Annotated in this window: 9 protein-coding genes; 4 read left to right on the top strand and 5 right to left on the bottom strand. The window is 44.4% G+C overall.

The features are described 5' to 3' along the window. Nucleotides 1-157: 157 nt before the first annotated feature. Together W234_RS0103460 and W234_RS0103455 are read left to right on the top strand one after the other, a co-directional pair. Nucleotides 158-6,025 (top strand): Hpt domain-containing protein, encoded by a 5,868-nt coding sequence (locus tag W234_RS0103460; RefSeq protein ID WP_025644768.1) that lies wholly within the window; start codon nt 158-160, stop codon nt 6,023-6,025. A 141-nt stretch (nt 6,026-6,166) separates the two neighbouring features. After that, entirely contained in the window at nt 6,167-6,703 is a 537-nt protein-coding gene (locus W234_RS0103455; RefSeq protein WP_025644766.1) for a hypothetical protein, read from the top strand. Nucleotides 6,704-6,909: 206 nt separating this feature from the next. Here W234_RS0103455 and minE read toward each other — a convergent pair whose 3' ends face one another. From minE to W234_RS0103430, 5 genes are all read right to left on the bottom strand, one after another. Further along, a complete protein-coding gene (gene minE / locus W234_RS0103450) occupies nt 6,910-7,200 on the bottom strand; it encodes a cell division topological specificity factor MinE (protein ID WP_025644764.1) in 291 nt (96 codons plus the stop codon). A gap of 2 nt (nt 7,201-7,202) precedes the next feature. Beyond that, on the bottom strand, nt 7,203-8,015 hold the full coding sequence (gene minD, locus W234_RS0103445; protein ID WP_025644762.1) for a septum site-determining protein MinD: 813 nt from the start codon (nt 8,013-8,015) through the stop codon (nt 7,203-7,205). 385 nt (nt 8,016-8,400) lie between these two features. Next, complete coding sequence (gene minC, locus W234_RS0103440; RefSeq protein ID WP_025644760.1) at nt 8,401-9,231, bottom strand: septum site-determining protein MinC; 831 nt, start codon at nt 9,229-9,231, stop codon at nt 8,401-8,403. Nucleotides 9,232-9,521: 290 nt separating this feature from the next. Next, nucleotides 9,522-10,577 carry a hypothetical protein gene (locus tag W234_RS0103435; protein ID WP_025644758.1) on the bottom strand — a complete coding sequence of 352 codons (1,056 nt, stop codon included), beginning with the start codon at nt 10,575-10,577 and terminating at the stop codon, nt 9,522-9,524. A gap of 110 nt (nt 10,578-10,687) precedes the next feature. Beyond that, nucleotides 10,688-11,659, bottom strand: coding sequence for an acyltransferase (locus W234_RS0103430; protein ID WP_025644756.1), 972 nt, complete (start codon nt 11,657-11,659; stop codon nt 10,688-10,690). 962 nt (nt 11,660-12,621) lie between these two features. Here W234_RS0103430 and W234_RS0103425 point away from each other — a divergent pair. Next, the gene (locus W234_RS0103425; protein WP_025644754.1) at nt 12,622-13,278 is read left to right on the top strand and encodes an OmpA family protein; all 657 of its coding nucleotides are present in this window, start codon (nt 12,622-12,624) and stop codon (nt 13,276-13,278) included. Between the two features lie 222 nt (nt 13,279-13,500). Continuing rightward, nucleotides 13,501-14,952, top strand: a complete 1,452-nt coding sequence (locus tag W234_RS0103420; protein WP_156923942.1) for an imelysin family protein — start codon at nt 13,501-13,503, stop codon at nt 14,950-14,952. Nucleotides 14,953-15,172 lie beyond the last annotated feature (220 nt).

Genomic DNA, 15,172 nt, shown 5'->3' with positions numbered 1-15,172 from the left:
AGGTAGAAGATGAGCCACAGCTTATCGTCATCGCGCTATTTTTATAACGGCTTTGGCCATTATAGTTATAGTCTGACAACGAGTCTTTGTGGCCGCTTCGCTGTCAGTCAGTCAATACTGGATAAGACTCGCAATATAAACGATTTGGGGCCACCTTATGAAAAACCAGCCTAATGATATCGCGGCGCTAGGATCATTGCTGCCTTTGTCAAAAGAGCAATTATCACAGCTGTCTGATGGCTGGCAGAGCAGCACGGATGCTACTGCTGAGCAGATAACCCAATTTTATAAGTCGATTGGCTCTTTGCTGACTAAGGCGAATGAGCCTGACTATCCTCCTAAATACTCGCCAACAAAACCTCTAAAGCCAAAGCAGTATCAGCAGTTATTGACTGGATGGCGGCAGCGAGTGCAGCAGCTATTAAATACCAACAGCAACGATCCTGCATCCTTGACAGCCCTTGCAAAAGCTTGTCATTACTTATGGCAAGGCGTTGATCTATCTCAAGAGAGCGCTAGTAAACAGCAGCGCTTATGGTACTTAGCGGAGCTTTGGCTTCGGAATTTAGCGCATAACCAAGAACCTCTACCACAAGATTACGTGCTCTTATTATCAGGGTTAGATCAGCTGCTTGAGACGAGCTATCAGCAGACTGCTACTCAGCAAGAAATAGACGCTAAAACAGTAAGAGAGTTAGACCAACGCTCTTTTATTCATCTACTCGATAAGCTGCTGGTGACGGTTTATATTAATATGAGCACGCTTGCTACATTAGATGGCACATCGCGCGCGCTGATTGAAAAGTTGTCCGTGCAAATGACAATGATGCATAACGATAAAAATGCTAGCTTTGTTGATGCTGACAAAACCCGCTTTGATGACAATAATGCGGCCGCCTTGACAGCTTGGCAAGCGGCGAAAGCGCAAGTGCAGCCTGATGTCTTTGATATGAACGAAGAGATCCGTCAGATCTTTATCGAGGAAGCCACAGAGAGTTTGGCAGAGTTAACGAGCTTATTGCCTGTTTGGCAACAAGATATCCATAACTTGACGCCATTAAAGGCGATACATCATAACTTTTATACCCTCAAAGGCTCAGGGCGGATGATTGGCGCTTTTAGCATCAGTGAGATAGCGTATGCTATCGAAAATATACTGATTCATCTACTAGACCAGTCTTTGCCAGTGAACGATGAGGTCGTAAGCTTAGTGGCACAAGCGGTAGAGGAGCTACCGACTTTGATTGCCAACTTTAGCGCCGCTCAGCCGCCACAATTCGACCCTGCTTTGATTATTTTGCAAAGCCATAACTTACTTGCCGGCTTGCCGTTATCTCACGGTATGGAAGTACAAGATGAGAGGGATGAAGCTAATGTGACAGAGGCGTCCGTTTCTGAAACACAGCTGCCATTGCAAGCTCAGCCACCAGTAACCACTGAGTCTGATAATATCGCCGCGCCGCAGATACCGGCTGTACTTGCTCCTTTTGTCGAACAAACAAAGCAGATGCCTGCAGACGCTGATGACGCTGACCCCGACATCAAAGAGATATTCATAGAAGAGGCTTATGAGGTCTTAGAAGAGATCGTGCCGCTTTATGACAATTGGCAGCTAGATGATACAAATGTCGCGAGCTTAACTGATGTTAGACGCGGCTTTCATACTCTAAAAGGCTCAGGCCGTATGGTAGGTGCTAACTACAGTGCTGAGCTTGCTTGGGCATTAGAGTCTATGCTTAATCGATGGCTTGATAAGAGTCTGACGCCATCGGACGATATGAAGCAGTTGGTGGCTGATGTTTTAGCCGCTTATCCTGAGATTGTTAACACCTTTGCGGAAGGCAAGCAGGACTATCCAGCTATGGTGCCCCTATGGGTCGCTGCTGCAAACGCTTATAGTCAGCAGTTGGGCGATGAGTTTAGTTATAGTGCGCTAGCTGCTAAAGACGTGTCGGCAACGAGTGCTACAGCTACAGACAATACGGCTACTGATGAGCTTGCGCCGGTAGATAGTACTATAGTTGTGAGTGATATATACGATGAGAGTATACAGGATAAGCCAGCTGTTGATGCAGTCAGTAGCGCTGAGACGATGTTAAAAAACATCCACTCTATCAGCGATATGATGACCGAAAAACCTATCGTTATAGCACCGCAAAGCGGCGAGGAGCGTGAAATCCTTGATATATTTGTAGAAGAAGCCAAAGAATTATTACAGCAAATTGATGACTTTATTAGTACCCATCAGCATCAGCCGCCCGTACAAGTGAGTGAAGAGATTGTCAGGGCTTTTCATACCCTGCGCGCTGCATCGGGTTCTAATGCGCTGGCCGCTATCAGTGATGTGAGTGCAACGATTGAAAAAAACTTAGAACACTTGCAAAAGCACGATACCCCGCTTAGCGCTCAACATATAGAAGCGTTAGCACAGTCGGTCGCGCTTATCAAAGGCTATCTCGATGCTTATGAAGGAAATATCCAGCAGCATTCTTCGACAGCGACTAGCCAAAGCAAGCAAGATGTTGAGTCGCTACAAGCAATGCTAGATAGCTCGGAGGAACCAAACACGCAAACTGATAATGAGCTCAGTATAGAGCAGCTATTAGCATTAGATATCGATACTTTGTTAGATGCAGAATGGCAGTTATCAGAGGCGTTCAATGAGCTCAGTATAGAGCCGCTTAAGGCTTATATCGAGCAAATAGCACAGCAGATCTCGCGCTTAGCAAATAGTACTGCCAAGTCGCCGAAGTTCACAGCGATACTAACCGCGCTAGCTGACAGTTATCACTATCTAACTGATGCGCCGCAAGCGAGTGATGATAGCCATATTCAAGCTGCATTATTGGCCGCGCATACTCATTTGGTGGCTTTATTTGACTCGCTTGCGGGCCGTATGTCGTTCAAAGTGAATCAGTCTATACTCGATGATTTGCAAGCCGCTATAAGCAGTCACCGTCAGCATCATGCCGGCGAGCTTGCCGTTACTAGCAAGAGTGACGCTGAGAGTAAAGCGCTATTATCAGTAGCAAGCGGGGCTATGGATGGGCAGCCTGTTGTCGAAAGTATCTCAGTAGAGGAGTTACAGTTAGAGGCCGTCAATACCGATGTCGAGCTGTTAGAGATCTTCTTAGAAGAGGCGCAAGAGCTCGATAGCGCGATTGCCCAAACTTTCAATCAGTGGCGTCAAGATGTCGCTGATATCAGCACGCTAAAAATATTGCAGCGTCATTTGCATACCATTAAAGGTGGGGCACGGATGGCGGGTATTCGTAGTATTGGTGATCTGACTCACGCTGCAGAAAGCATCTATGAAGCCTTTACTAATGAAAAAGTAACAGCGACGCTGCAATGGGTCAGTGTCATGCAAATGATACAAGATACCTTGTCAATGCAGCTTGAATACGTCGCGCGTTATCAGCAGTCGTTTTGGACGCGTGATCTCATCGAGCAGCTAGATGAATTTGAGCAGCAAGGCGAACTACCGCAAACCGTTACGCTAAAATTACCAATTCTCAAGAATCCTGCGCAGACGGCAACAGCTGATAGCGAGGATCATATAGAGCCAACCGATGCTGCTGAGACTATTAGCTTAGAGGCGTTGATAGCCAACTCTTGGTCAAACGGCTTGCCCGATACAGATATTTTGGAGGTTTTCTTAGAAGAAGCAGAAGAGCTGGTCGAAAATGGCCAAAAGTATCTACAATTATTTTTAAACAATACCAGTGATGTGGCAGCCGTACAGACGCTGCAGCGCGACTTGCACACCGTCAAAGGTGGCGCGCGTATGGTAGCGGCCAATGGTATCGCTGATCTTGCCCATCAGATGGAAAGCGTCTATGAATCGTTAGCGATTGGGCGTCGTCCAGCGACCAAAATTATCTCTGAGCTATTAATCAGCTGTCATGATTGGCTAAAAGATGCGGTATTTGTCCTCAAACATCATATTAATCCTGCTATGCCGACGGCGCTGATTAGCGCGTTGCAAGACTTTAGCAAAGACACGCTGTCCTCTAGGCATATACCTGCTGAGTCATTACAGACTGAGATTAGCGCGATATTGGCTGTGCAAGACAAACAGAGCGCGATACGCGGCGACATAGATATCCGTCAGATGCCGGCTATGTCTGGTAGTTTCGCTGAGCCTGAGCGCAGTATGGATAGCAGTGATGAGATGATCCGAATCTCTGGTAGCTTAGTTGAGCACATGATTAACCTATCAGGGGAGTCGGCCATCAACCGCGCTCGTATCGATATGGGTATGAGCAGCCTGACAGGCAGTATCGGCGAGATGAGCTCTACGGTTCAGCGTCTTGCTGATCAGCTACGCCGTATGGAGATTGAGCTTGAGGCACAGATTCTATCGCAAATTGATGAAGAGTTAATTCAGACTGAGGATTTTGACCCGCTAGAGATGGATCAGTACTCCTCACTCAATCAGTTATCAAAATCATTGTCGGAGTCCGCCTCAGATTTAATCGATATTAATAATACACTGCTCGAAAAAACCCGAGATAACGAAAACTTGCTGCTGCAACTATCTCGTACCCAAACTGAGCTGCAAGACGGTCTAATGAACTCGCGGATGGTACCGTTCTTACGTCTCAAACCGCGCTTAGAGCTTATCGTCAGGCAAACCGCAAACGAGCTAAATAAGTCGGTAGATCTAACGATTATTACCGCAGATGACGAGCTAGATAGAACCATTCTAGAGCGCATTACTTCGCCTTTGGAGCACATGCTGCGTAACGCTGTGGATCATGGGATTGAGAGTTCACAAGAGCGCCTAGCAACAGGTAAAGATCGTAGTGGCCATATTACCTTAGAGGTTTTACGCGAAGGTAGCGAAGTGGTCATTCATCTCACCGATGACGGCCGCGGTATCGACGTCAATGAAGTTCGCGAAAAAGCAGTCTTAGAGGGCCTGATTAACCCAAGCGAGTATCAATATACTGATGTTGAGATCATGCAGTACGTCTTTAACGCTGGGGTAACGACCTCAAAGCAAGTCACCCAAATCTCTGGCCGCGGGGTCGGCATGGATGTGGTCGCAAGCGAAATTCGCCAGTTAGGCGGAGCCGTCTCTGTCAGCTCCAAGACCGGCGTGGGTACACGCTTCACTATGCGCATACCATTGACAGTAGCCGTCTCTGACGCCTTGGTCGTCCGAGCAGCGGATCATTATTACGCTATTCCACTGATTCAAATCGAGAGGGTAGTCCGGGTTAACCCAGAAGCGCTATACGACTATTATCATTCCAACAAAGAAACCATGCAGATTGAAGATAAAGACTACCGCGTCCGTTATCTCAATGAGCTAATATTGGGTAGTCAGTTCAATGAGCTGATGATGAACACCAATACAAGCCTACCGGTTATCATCGTAAAAAATAGCTCAGGTCAGAATTTAGCGTTACAAGTCGATCAGATTGCAGGCTCCCGTATCGAGGTGGTAGTTAAGCCTATGGGCCAACAGCTGTCGCATTTAGATGGTATCTCAGCCGCTACTATTATGGGCGATGGCTCAGTGATGCTGATATTAGATATCATTGCACTATTACGTCAGTCGACCATTAAGACGGTGACTGCGCCTCAAGCTGCTAAGCCAAAAGCTGATCTTGAAGCGGCAGAGCGCAAACCAACCATCTTAGTAGTCGATGACTCCGTGACGGTACGTAAGGTAACCTCTCGCTTCTTAGAGCGTCAAGGTCTAAACGCCGTAGTCGCCAAAGACGGAGTCGATGCTATGGAGATCTTACAACAATCAACGCCTGATCTAATATTGCTCGATATCGAGATGCCGCGTATGGATGGTTTTGAGGTTGCGACCCAAGTCCGTAATAACCAGCGTTTGCAGCAGATTCCGATTATCATGATTACCTCGCGTACTGGGGATAAGCATCGTACGCGTGCGTTCAAGACTGGCGTCAATGATTATATGGGTAAGCCTTTCCAAGAAAGCGAGCTACTAGAAAAAATTCAAACATTGCTAAATATAAAAATCGATGACAAGCAACAGGCATAAGCATAAAGCTTATATCTGCAGCATTAACGACTGAAAATTAGTAATGACAATCAAAGAAAACTAAAGCCTTTGTTAAGCTTTTGAGCTATCAAAGGCTTGAGTTGCTTATTAAGTAACCTTTATATCTACTGTGAGTGATGTATGAGTCAGATAAAGAAACATTCCTTTGAAGCCGTTAGTCTATTGACTGCCGCAAACGGCATGCTTGAAGCGACTATTATCCCAGCGGTGAATCAACCAGACTGGATCGTACCAAGCTCACTGATACTAGATAGCCTAGACTATAATCAGGATTATAGCGATGTAGCTGAAAACGAGGAGTCTGTTACAACTTATACTTGGCAACAGCAGTCAGTCGCGGTATTTCGTTTGTTAGCGACAGAGCAAGCGCCAGATAGAGTGGTGATATTGGAAGGTAATACGGCCGAGGAGCGCTTAGCTTTATTCACTAAAGGTGAGCTGCGCCGCATTGAAGTCAGTATCTCTGAGGTTCAAGATAGCGAGTTACCTAAAGAGTATATAAAACAGAGCACCACAGCTAAAAGCGCAAATGATGATAAGGTAAGCGAAGAGTCAATCCCCTCTTACTTGTATCAAGCAATTGTCATTGAAGAGACGCCTTATATCGTACCAGATTTAGACAAGATTGCGCATCAGCTCGTCACGCTTAGCCAATAAGCTTTTAAATCTATTACTTATTTTATTTAGTCAATTTAGCGTAAGGGTAACAAGCCTAAAAGTCGATGAGAAGAAAACGCTAAAAACCCCTAAATACTTAGAGCTTAGTATTTAGGGGTTTTTTTTAGGGCTACTAATATCTATAGAGCGCTTAACTTACAGAACGCTTATAGTTAGGAAGCTTATAATAGTACAAGCTAACCAGATTAGCGCTTATGCTCAGGCAGATTAATATTCATCTCTAATACATCGAGACTATCTTCGGAGCGATGATTGATATTGACATCATCGATCTGAACGCCGTTAACGTATTTATTGACCACTTCTAGTATCTCACGTTTCATTTTTTCGATACGGTCTGTAGTCAGCCGACTATTTAAGCGGTTTTCACTAGCAACGATGACTTTTAATCGTTCGGTTGCCATGTTGGCACTGCCGCCACTGCGGTTGTCATCTGTGCCAAATAAACTGCTCCAAAATCCTTTCTTTTTACTCATCCTTAACCCCCAAACCAGCGCTGTAATAGACTCTTTTTCTTCACATCGATATGACGTAATGGTCGCTCTTCTCCTAAGAAGCGCGCAACAATATCATCATAACATTGACCGGCTACCGAATCGGTGTAGTGAATCACCGGCTCACCATGGTTAGAGGCTTCAAGTACAGAATGACTCTCAGGGATGACGCCAAGCAAAGGCACTTTTAGAATGTCATTTGAGATAGTGTCAATGTCCATCATCTCATTAGCCGCCGCGCGCTCAGCGTTATAGCGACTGATGACCAGATGCTCGCGCACGCTTCCTTGATTCTCTTCAATTTTCTTAGTGCGACTTTGCAATATACCAATGATGCGATCAGAGTCACGTACAGATGAGATTTCAGGGTTAGTGACGATGATAGCTTCATCAGCGTGGTACATAGCTAGCTGGGCGCCGCGCTCGATACCGGCAGGAGAGTCACAGATAATATAGTCAAACTGCTTGGACAGCTCAGCCATAACCTCAGCGACGCCTTCATCAGTAAGCGCATCTTTATCACGGGTCTGACTAGCAGGCAATATATATAAGTTCTCAAGCTGCTTGTCTTTGACTAAAGCCTGCGACAAGCGGGCGTTACCGTTAATGACATCAACGAAGTCATAGACAATACGGTTCTCACAGCCCATGATTAAGTCTAAGTTACGCAGGCCAACATCGAAATCAATGACCACTGTCTTATAGCCACGTAATGCTAAACCGGCGGAAAAAGAGGCACTAGTCGTGGTTTTACCGACGCCGCCTTTGCCTGAAGTGATTACAACAATCTTTGCCACAGTGGCACACTCCTATGAATGAATGAAAACTAGAGTCCCTTTTAGACCCTAATGATATCGCTATTGAATAAGTTTTAATTCGTCAAATGCTGGTTTAATTCGCTAAATACTTATATTTATTTATCAGAACCATCAGCAAGCTTTCAAGCTTAAGGTTTATTTACAGTTTGCGCTCATAACCCTAACATAAATCGGTAGAGAGTTACAGTTGCTACCGCTATTGTCCTTTAAGCTATATTAATTCAATGTTTACCAATATCGTATAAAAATATCTATCTATAATGGCGAATTATCAAAGCTATGATAGCGTAGTTTTGTTACGGTAAACTACCGTTATATTTCTTATGAGTCAACATTCTCTTCTAAACATTGACTACAGTAAGAATTAGGCACCATCCATAACCGTAAATACTAAGCCTTCACCTTCTACAAAACGCACTTGCACTGATTTGTCGATGATATCTTGCGGTATGTTGTCGCGTAGACAATAAGTACCGGCGACTGAAACTAACGAAGGATTGAATACTTGGCAGAATATACGAGCATCTTTGTCGCCTGTTGCACCTGCCACCAGTCGCCCTTGGGCACGGCCGTACACGTGCAAGCTATTATCCGTAATCGCTTCGGCGCCGCTGTTGATACTATTGGTCAAGATTAAGTCGCCGCCAACGTGATTTAGGCTTTGACCTGAGCGTAGCATTTGATCATAAATCATACTGGTGATATGTTCAGCAGGTAGCCAAGACTCGGAGTCTGTCGCTGCCGAAGCGCTACTAGCTTGAGAGTCAGTCGTTAACGCATCTGCGGCATTGCTAGCGCTATTATTGGGGGTGTCAGTAGCTTGAGCGCTGCTATCGGCTGCCGGCTGCGTGATGGGTTTTTTGACAGGTAAAATCCGTTCAATACGCTTGCCATCAGCAGGAAAAATAGCCAGACGCTGCGTGCGCGCTTGCTCTTCGAGTATACCAGTGACTGCGCCAATAGGCTGTAGCCCCCATGACCACAGAAATTCAACCAAAGCTGGCAAGTCTTGCTCGACGCTACTATCAATAATGACAGGTATATTGCTGGTCTTATTACTAAGGGTGGTCGCCAGTTGTGCATCAATCAAGCTCAAGTCGTTAGTATGCAGTTGTAAGCGCGAAAACGTTAGCATCTTGCCATACAAAGTCATAGCAGGAGTAGCAGTTTGGCGGTCAGTATCCGTCATGGTCATTATATAAATCCTTAAAAGACTAAGCTTGAAACACTACAGAGTAAGAGTAACAGAATAAAACGATGTTTATGATGATTATCAGACATTTACTATCAATGATAATAAGCTGACAGTGTACTAAGGGTGACTAGAGATTAACAAGCCTTTAGGCATAAAAATTAGCAGCTTTAACAGACCCTATTCTTCTTTTGATAAAAGCGTTCATGTCTACAAAAAAACTATTATTTAAAGCATTGTTCAAAAAAGTAATAATAAAGTTATTAAGAAAGGTATGAATAAAAAAGCACCAATCAAAATCTTAGCATATCTTGATGTTTCCATTGCTGTATTTTTACTTTCGCCTCAAAAGCAATTAAGCTGTCACTGATAATCTTTGCGATCAGGGTATTTAGAGCAGGGTGGTCGATATCAAGCTGTGCCACTCCTTTAGCAATGGCTATCATAAGAGGGTCTAAGTTTTTGTCATCAAGCAGCCGTGCATTGAGTGAAGTCGCTGTGTTGACGCCGATATTGTGCGCGATGCTTTGCAGTTGCGACTCAATAAGACCGCCTGCGATAGGAATCAAGCGTAGCAAGCGATGCAGCTCAGGCGTATTAGCAATGCCGTCTTGGATAGCATGACCCAACTCTTGAGCGATAATATCCTCACCCGTGGATGAGTTGTTAATTTTGCGCAGCTGCGGTACTAGCTCAGAGCGTAGCAAATCGAGTAATACGGCCTCAATGTCATCACGATTGTCGCCTAAGCTTGATTTGATAAGTGATTTTTGAGTCACCGGATTAGTAAGCTGTTGCCGATAGTTATCGATAGCGGTAAGTATTACTCGATCTGATAACTCTTCTAGTACTAGGTCGATATAAAATTTAATTCTATTCAACCAAGGCTGAGGCAATACTTGATAGCCAAGCTGATAGAGACGACGACCGATAATCACGACTCGAAACAGCCGTAGCGCCCGCAATTGCGGGAAGCAACCAAGCACTTCATACCAGTGCACAAAGGGGAAGAAAAACCAACGATAATAGACGTTTTCTTTGATAGCAATCGCCCAGCGCACCAGCAGCTCAAAGATCAAAAAAAGCGTAAAAAAACCACCTAGAGTACGCAGGGGCTCGTGCAGTACTTCTCTGTACCAGCTCAGCGCTTCAGTGAGTGACAGCCACCCTGCGACATTACCACTAAAGCTACTCATCAAGATAGCATCAAGACTAATCAAAAACAGATCGATACTGATGACGATAATCATGATGATATCGTAAGTCAGCTTGAAGCGATTGGGCTTTGGATGCTCTGGGGATAGCTTTGGGTCTATAGTTGGCTTGGCAGCGCTATAAGGTGCGGACACAGTTATCCCTTTTGTTAAGTTGTAGATGTATAAAATTTGCGTGGTTTGAGCTGAGTACTATCATATGAAGTCGAATCAAGACAAAGCATAAGTTAAGAGTTTAGCTGAGTTTAAGCGGCAGACACAGTATCATTTTCAGAGTTTTTTTCAAAATCAGCCAGCATCTCAGTGATACGCTGATCTTTTGCTTGCCAAGCCTTGTCAACCCAAGCAAAAAACTGCTCTTTTATTGCAGTATTGGTTTGATAATCATTGCTTTGCATATCGATCAGTAGTTGTTTGGGTATGTCAATGTAGCGTACCTCCACGCCTAAGCGCTTGATATTTCCTTTCCATAAATCACTATAAGTCGGTATGCCATCGGGATAGACAATAGTCATATCCAAAATCCCATCAATCTCATCTCCTAAAGCATTGATAGCCAGCGCTAGCCCTCCTGCACGCGGTTTGAGCAGATGCGTATAAGGGGCGTTTTGTGCATCGCGCTTCGCCGGAGTAAAGCGGGTACCTTCGATATAATTGAGTAGGGTGAAGGGTTTGTTTTTTAACAATGCGCAGGCACGCTTGGCCTCTTCGATGTCTTTACCCTTGAGTGCTGGGTTTTTTGCAATGGCTTCTTTGGAATGGCGGCGCATCATCGGGAAGTCCAAAAAATAAAAAGCCTGGCCAATAACTGGGATGTAGATAAGCTCAAACTTGGTAAAAAAGCGCGTCAGTGGCAAACGGTTTTCACTAATGTACTGCACAATACTGGTATCGACCCACGATTGATGATTGCTAATCAGTAGATACTTACCCTCAGAGCTGATATCTTCAGGCAGGCTGATACGCCAATCCTTATTAGGTAAAATATTATCTATCAGCGCATTATTACTATGAATCCAGCGATTGGTCACATTAATGACCGTTTTATCAGCTATTTTTGAGCCGGTAATGACTTTGGCCGCACCCATCAACCATACTGGCAAGCCTGCTGCCATACTAGTACCAGTAATCACGCCCGTAGCAGTGGTCAAAGAAACCGCTTTGCCAAGCTTTGGTGTACGCTGATGGAGTTTTTGCATAAATGTGGCGAGTTTCATAAAGTATCCTTACTGATATCACGGAGCGCCTACCGAGTGGTCATCACCAAAATCTAGCGAATAATGATAACTAAAACCAAATGATAACGACTGAAAATAGCATCGATTTTAGCAGTTTTTTAGTTAAGTGTACGAGTGTAAACGTAAATAATAATACTGAAACGATCGTCTCATTAACTCAGCTAGCACTAATATTAGCTACATTAATCATTCAAGAGTAACTAAACGAAGATAATTCTACTAGACCACTCAATGAAACTCGGTTTATATAGGGCGTGTTGAACATTCACAAATGCGCACTGCTGATAGCTACTAGTTTATCAAAGCTGTGTTCTAGTCGTCGTTAAAATTGCAGATAATGCTTATTGCATTAGTTAGCTGATTTTATTTAAACAGTCACAACGACTAGGGCGATTTTAGCATCAGCCCTAACTACAACAACAGGGACAGGACTATTTTTTGCCGCTTTATTGATAAAAATAGACGCTTAGAACGACTAAACTTACCATTTTTATCTGCAAATCGCCTAAAAAATAGTCTCTGTCAGTGCCAAGGTCGAATATTCAACACACCCTAGTAATAAATGACATCAATCAAAGACAATTTATGCAGTTTTTGTACAGAGGTATGACAAAATATTACACATAGATAGCGTCGTCTGGTCATAATAGTAACGATTGTCATAGATGACCGGTGAGCTATTTTTGTAATCGCTATAATTTTTTGCTTAAGGATAAAGTAAAAATATAATCAACTAGGAGTATAGCGTTTCAACAAACTTAGCTGTATGAACGGGCTTGTCGTCGTTATTAGTCGTTCAAGGTGTCAAAAGCGATTGTTATAAATCTTTAGTCACCAAGCGTTAATTAAAAGTCACTGATTATCAAAATAAAGTAGCAACATTTTTAAGTGATACTATATAATACATTATAACTATTCATTCAATTTGAGAGGAAATAATTATGCGTAACCAACTTATGATTGCAGCAGTAGCATCAGGTCTAGCTTTAAGCGGTTGTACTACTGATCCAAACACCGGACAGCAGCGTCTAAATAAAACTGCTTTAGGTACTCTAGCAGGTGCAGCAGGCGGCGCGGTAATCTCTAAAGCAACAGGCGGCGAAAAGACAGGTCGCGACGCTGCTATCGGTGCAGCTCTAGGCGCAGGCGTGGGCTATTACATGGAGCGTCAGGCCAAGCAGCTTGAGCAGCAAATGGCAGGCACTGGCGTTACTGTTGAGCAGAACCCAACGACAGGTGACATTGATCTAGTTATGCCAGGTAATATTACTTTCGGTTTTGATGATGCGACCTTAAGCCCTTCATTCAAGCCTACGCTTGATAAGCTGGCTTCTACTATGAATCAGTATAATAAAACAACGGTAAATATCGCTGGTCACACTGATAGTCGCGGTGCTGCTTCTTATAACATGGGTCTGTCAAGAGATCGCGCTTATTCAGTAGCGAACTATTTGAGCGCTCGCGGTGTAGCCTCTAACCGTATTAATGTCGTCGCTTACGGTGAATCGCGTCCAGTCGCTAACAACAACACAGATTCTGGCCGTCAGCAAAACCGCCGTGTTGAGTTAACTATCAACTCTCCACAGAGTGTCAACTAAGCCATAACATAAGGTTATAACTGGTTTATATCGTCTACTCAATAATTAAAAGTCAGCTTACGCTGGCTTTTTTTTGTTTAAAAAAACTTCTAACGGACATAAATTTGATATAAAAGCTGCGTAAAAGTGAATTAAAATCGGCTTAATTTATAGTTGATAATAGTTATCAATAACAATATAATTCGTAAACACTACTATTTTATATATAAGGTCTTACTAAGGATGCCCATTACTATCAATACCGCGCCGAACCGTAGAATCCTGCCCACGACTTTAGCAGCGGCTCTAGCGGGTTTATTGCTGCTATCAGGCTGTACCAAGCAGACCGATGAGGACGGGGTGGCAGCTGAGACACAAACCACGCAAACTGAGACTACCAATGCAGGGTCAGCAGCAGAGCAAGCGGGAATTGATAGGCTACTAGTCAGCTATGCAGATATGGCGCACGCCGCTTATAAAGACTCGCTTGAGACCGCAAAAGATTTACAAAATGCCGTCAACACGTATGTCGAGGCGCCTACTGAGGCGAATCTTGAGGCAGCAAAAGCGGCATATAAAGCAGCGCGTCAGCCGTATTCGCAGACTGAAATCTTCCGCTTTGATGAGGGTTTTGTCAGCGCTAATGATGAGCGTGAAATAGCTAGCGTCGATGGCTGGGAAGGGCAAGTCAATGCTTGGCCACTTGATGAGGCGCTCATTGATTATGTCAGCGATGATTATCAAGGCGAGTACAATAGCCAAGATAATATTATCAATAGCGATAGCATTGCAGTCGGCAGTATTCAACAAGATACCAGCGCAATTAGCCCTGATCTATTGGCTGAAATGAGCGAGATTGGCGGTAGCGAGGCCAATGTGACGACGGGCTATCATGCCATTGAGTTTCTGCTTTGGGGTCAAGATACTAATGGCGTCTCTGAAGGCGCAGGCAATCGTCCTGTTAGCGACTATCTGACTACTGAGGGCGAATGTACTAGCGGTGATACGGTTAATACCGATGCGAGTATATGTGAGCGCCGTGGTGAGTATCTAAAAGCGGCAACTCAATTGTTAGTCGATGATTTGAGCGCGATGGAAGCCGAGTGGCAGCCTGCGAGCGAAAATACTTTACGTAGTGACTTACTTGAGCGCCGCGGTGATAATGCACTGCGTCAGATCATGTATCAGATGGGTAGCCTTGCCTTGGGTGAGCTGGCCTCTGAGCGTATGCAAGTGGCCTTTGTCACCGGCTCGACTGAAGATGAGCATGAGTGCTTTAGTGACTTGACTCATCTAAGCTACGCTAACAATGCGCGCGGTATCCAAAATGTCTTTAATGGTACTTATAAAACCGTCGATGGTAAATCAGTGGGCGGCTATGGTGTCAAGCAGTATCTCGTTGATAAAGGTCAGACGGCCGAAGCTGATAAGCTCACTGCTGACTTTAAACGCGTAGAAGATGCCTTTAATGTGGTCGTTGAAAAAGGCGAAAACGAAGGCATTAAAGTCGATCAGATGATAGCGACCGTCGGTCAAGCAACCAAACACGGGATCACCGCTGAAGAGCAAAACAAGCGCCGCAGTTGGATCGAAAATAGTATCAATAGCTTACAAGAGCTGACCGCTGGTATCGAGAGTGCGGCCAAAGCGGTCGGTATTGATAACCTAGATGCTGATGCAGGCTCGCAGTTTTAGCGTCAAAACTTAGCATCAAAGCTTAGCATCAAAGCTTAGAATCAAAACTCTGCAGCATATTTGCTAAGTCAGTATGTATTGATAATAGCAATTTTGGTAAGCGCTTGATTTTGCTATACTGACATGGTTGCTGTCATGATAAAGCTATTGGTAGCGCTATCTAGGCGTTGATACAACAGGCACGTTGTCAACTGAGTTTGGCAACGTGTTTTTATTTAGA

The sequence above is a fragment of the Psychrobacter sp. TB15 genome, assembly GCF_000511655.1.
GTDB lineage: Bacteria > Pseudomonadota > Gammaproteobacteria > Pseudomonadales > Moraxellaceae > Psychrobacter > Psychrobacter submarinus.
This window is presented reverse-complemented; position numbering and strand designations above follow the sequence as displayed.

Coding starts and splice junctions, on each gene's coding strand:
- minC (WP_025644760.1), bottom strand. CDS start 9,231: ATGACCATGACGGATACTGACCGCCAAACTGCTACTCCTGCTATGACT.
- minE (WP_025644764.1), bottom strand. CDS start 7,200: ATGAGTAAAAAGAAAGGATTTTGGAGCAGTTTATTTGGCACAGATGAC.
- W234_RS0103420 (WP_156923942.1), top strand. CDS start 13,501: ATGCCCATTACTATCAATACCGCGCCGAACCGTAGAATCCTGCCCACG.
- W234_RS0103455 (WP_025644766.1), top strand. CDS start 6,167: ATGAGTCAGATAAAGAAACATTCCTTTGAAGCCGTTAGTCTATTGACT.
- W234_RS0103430 (WP_025644756.1), bottom strand. CDS start 11,659: ATGAAACTCGCCACATTTATGCAAAAACTCCATCAGCGTACACCAAAG.
- W234_RS0103425 (WP_025644754.1), top strand. CDS start 12,622: ATGCGTAACCAACTTATGATTGCAGCAGTAGCATCAGGTCTAGCTTTA.
- W234_RS0103460 (WP_025644768.1), top strand. CDS start 158: ATGAAAAACCAGCCTAATGATATCGCGGCGCTAGGATCATTGCTGCCT.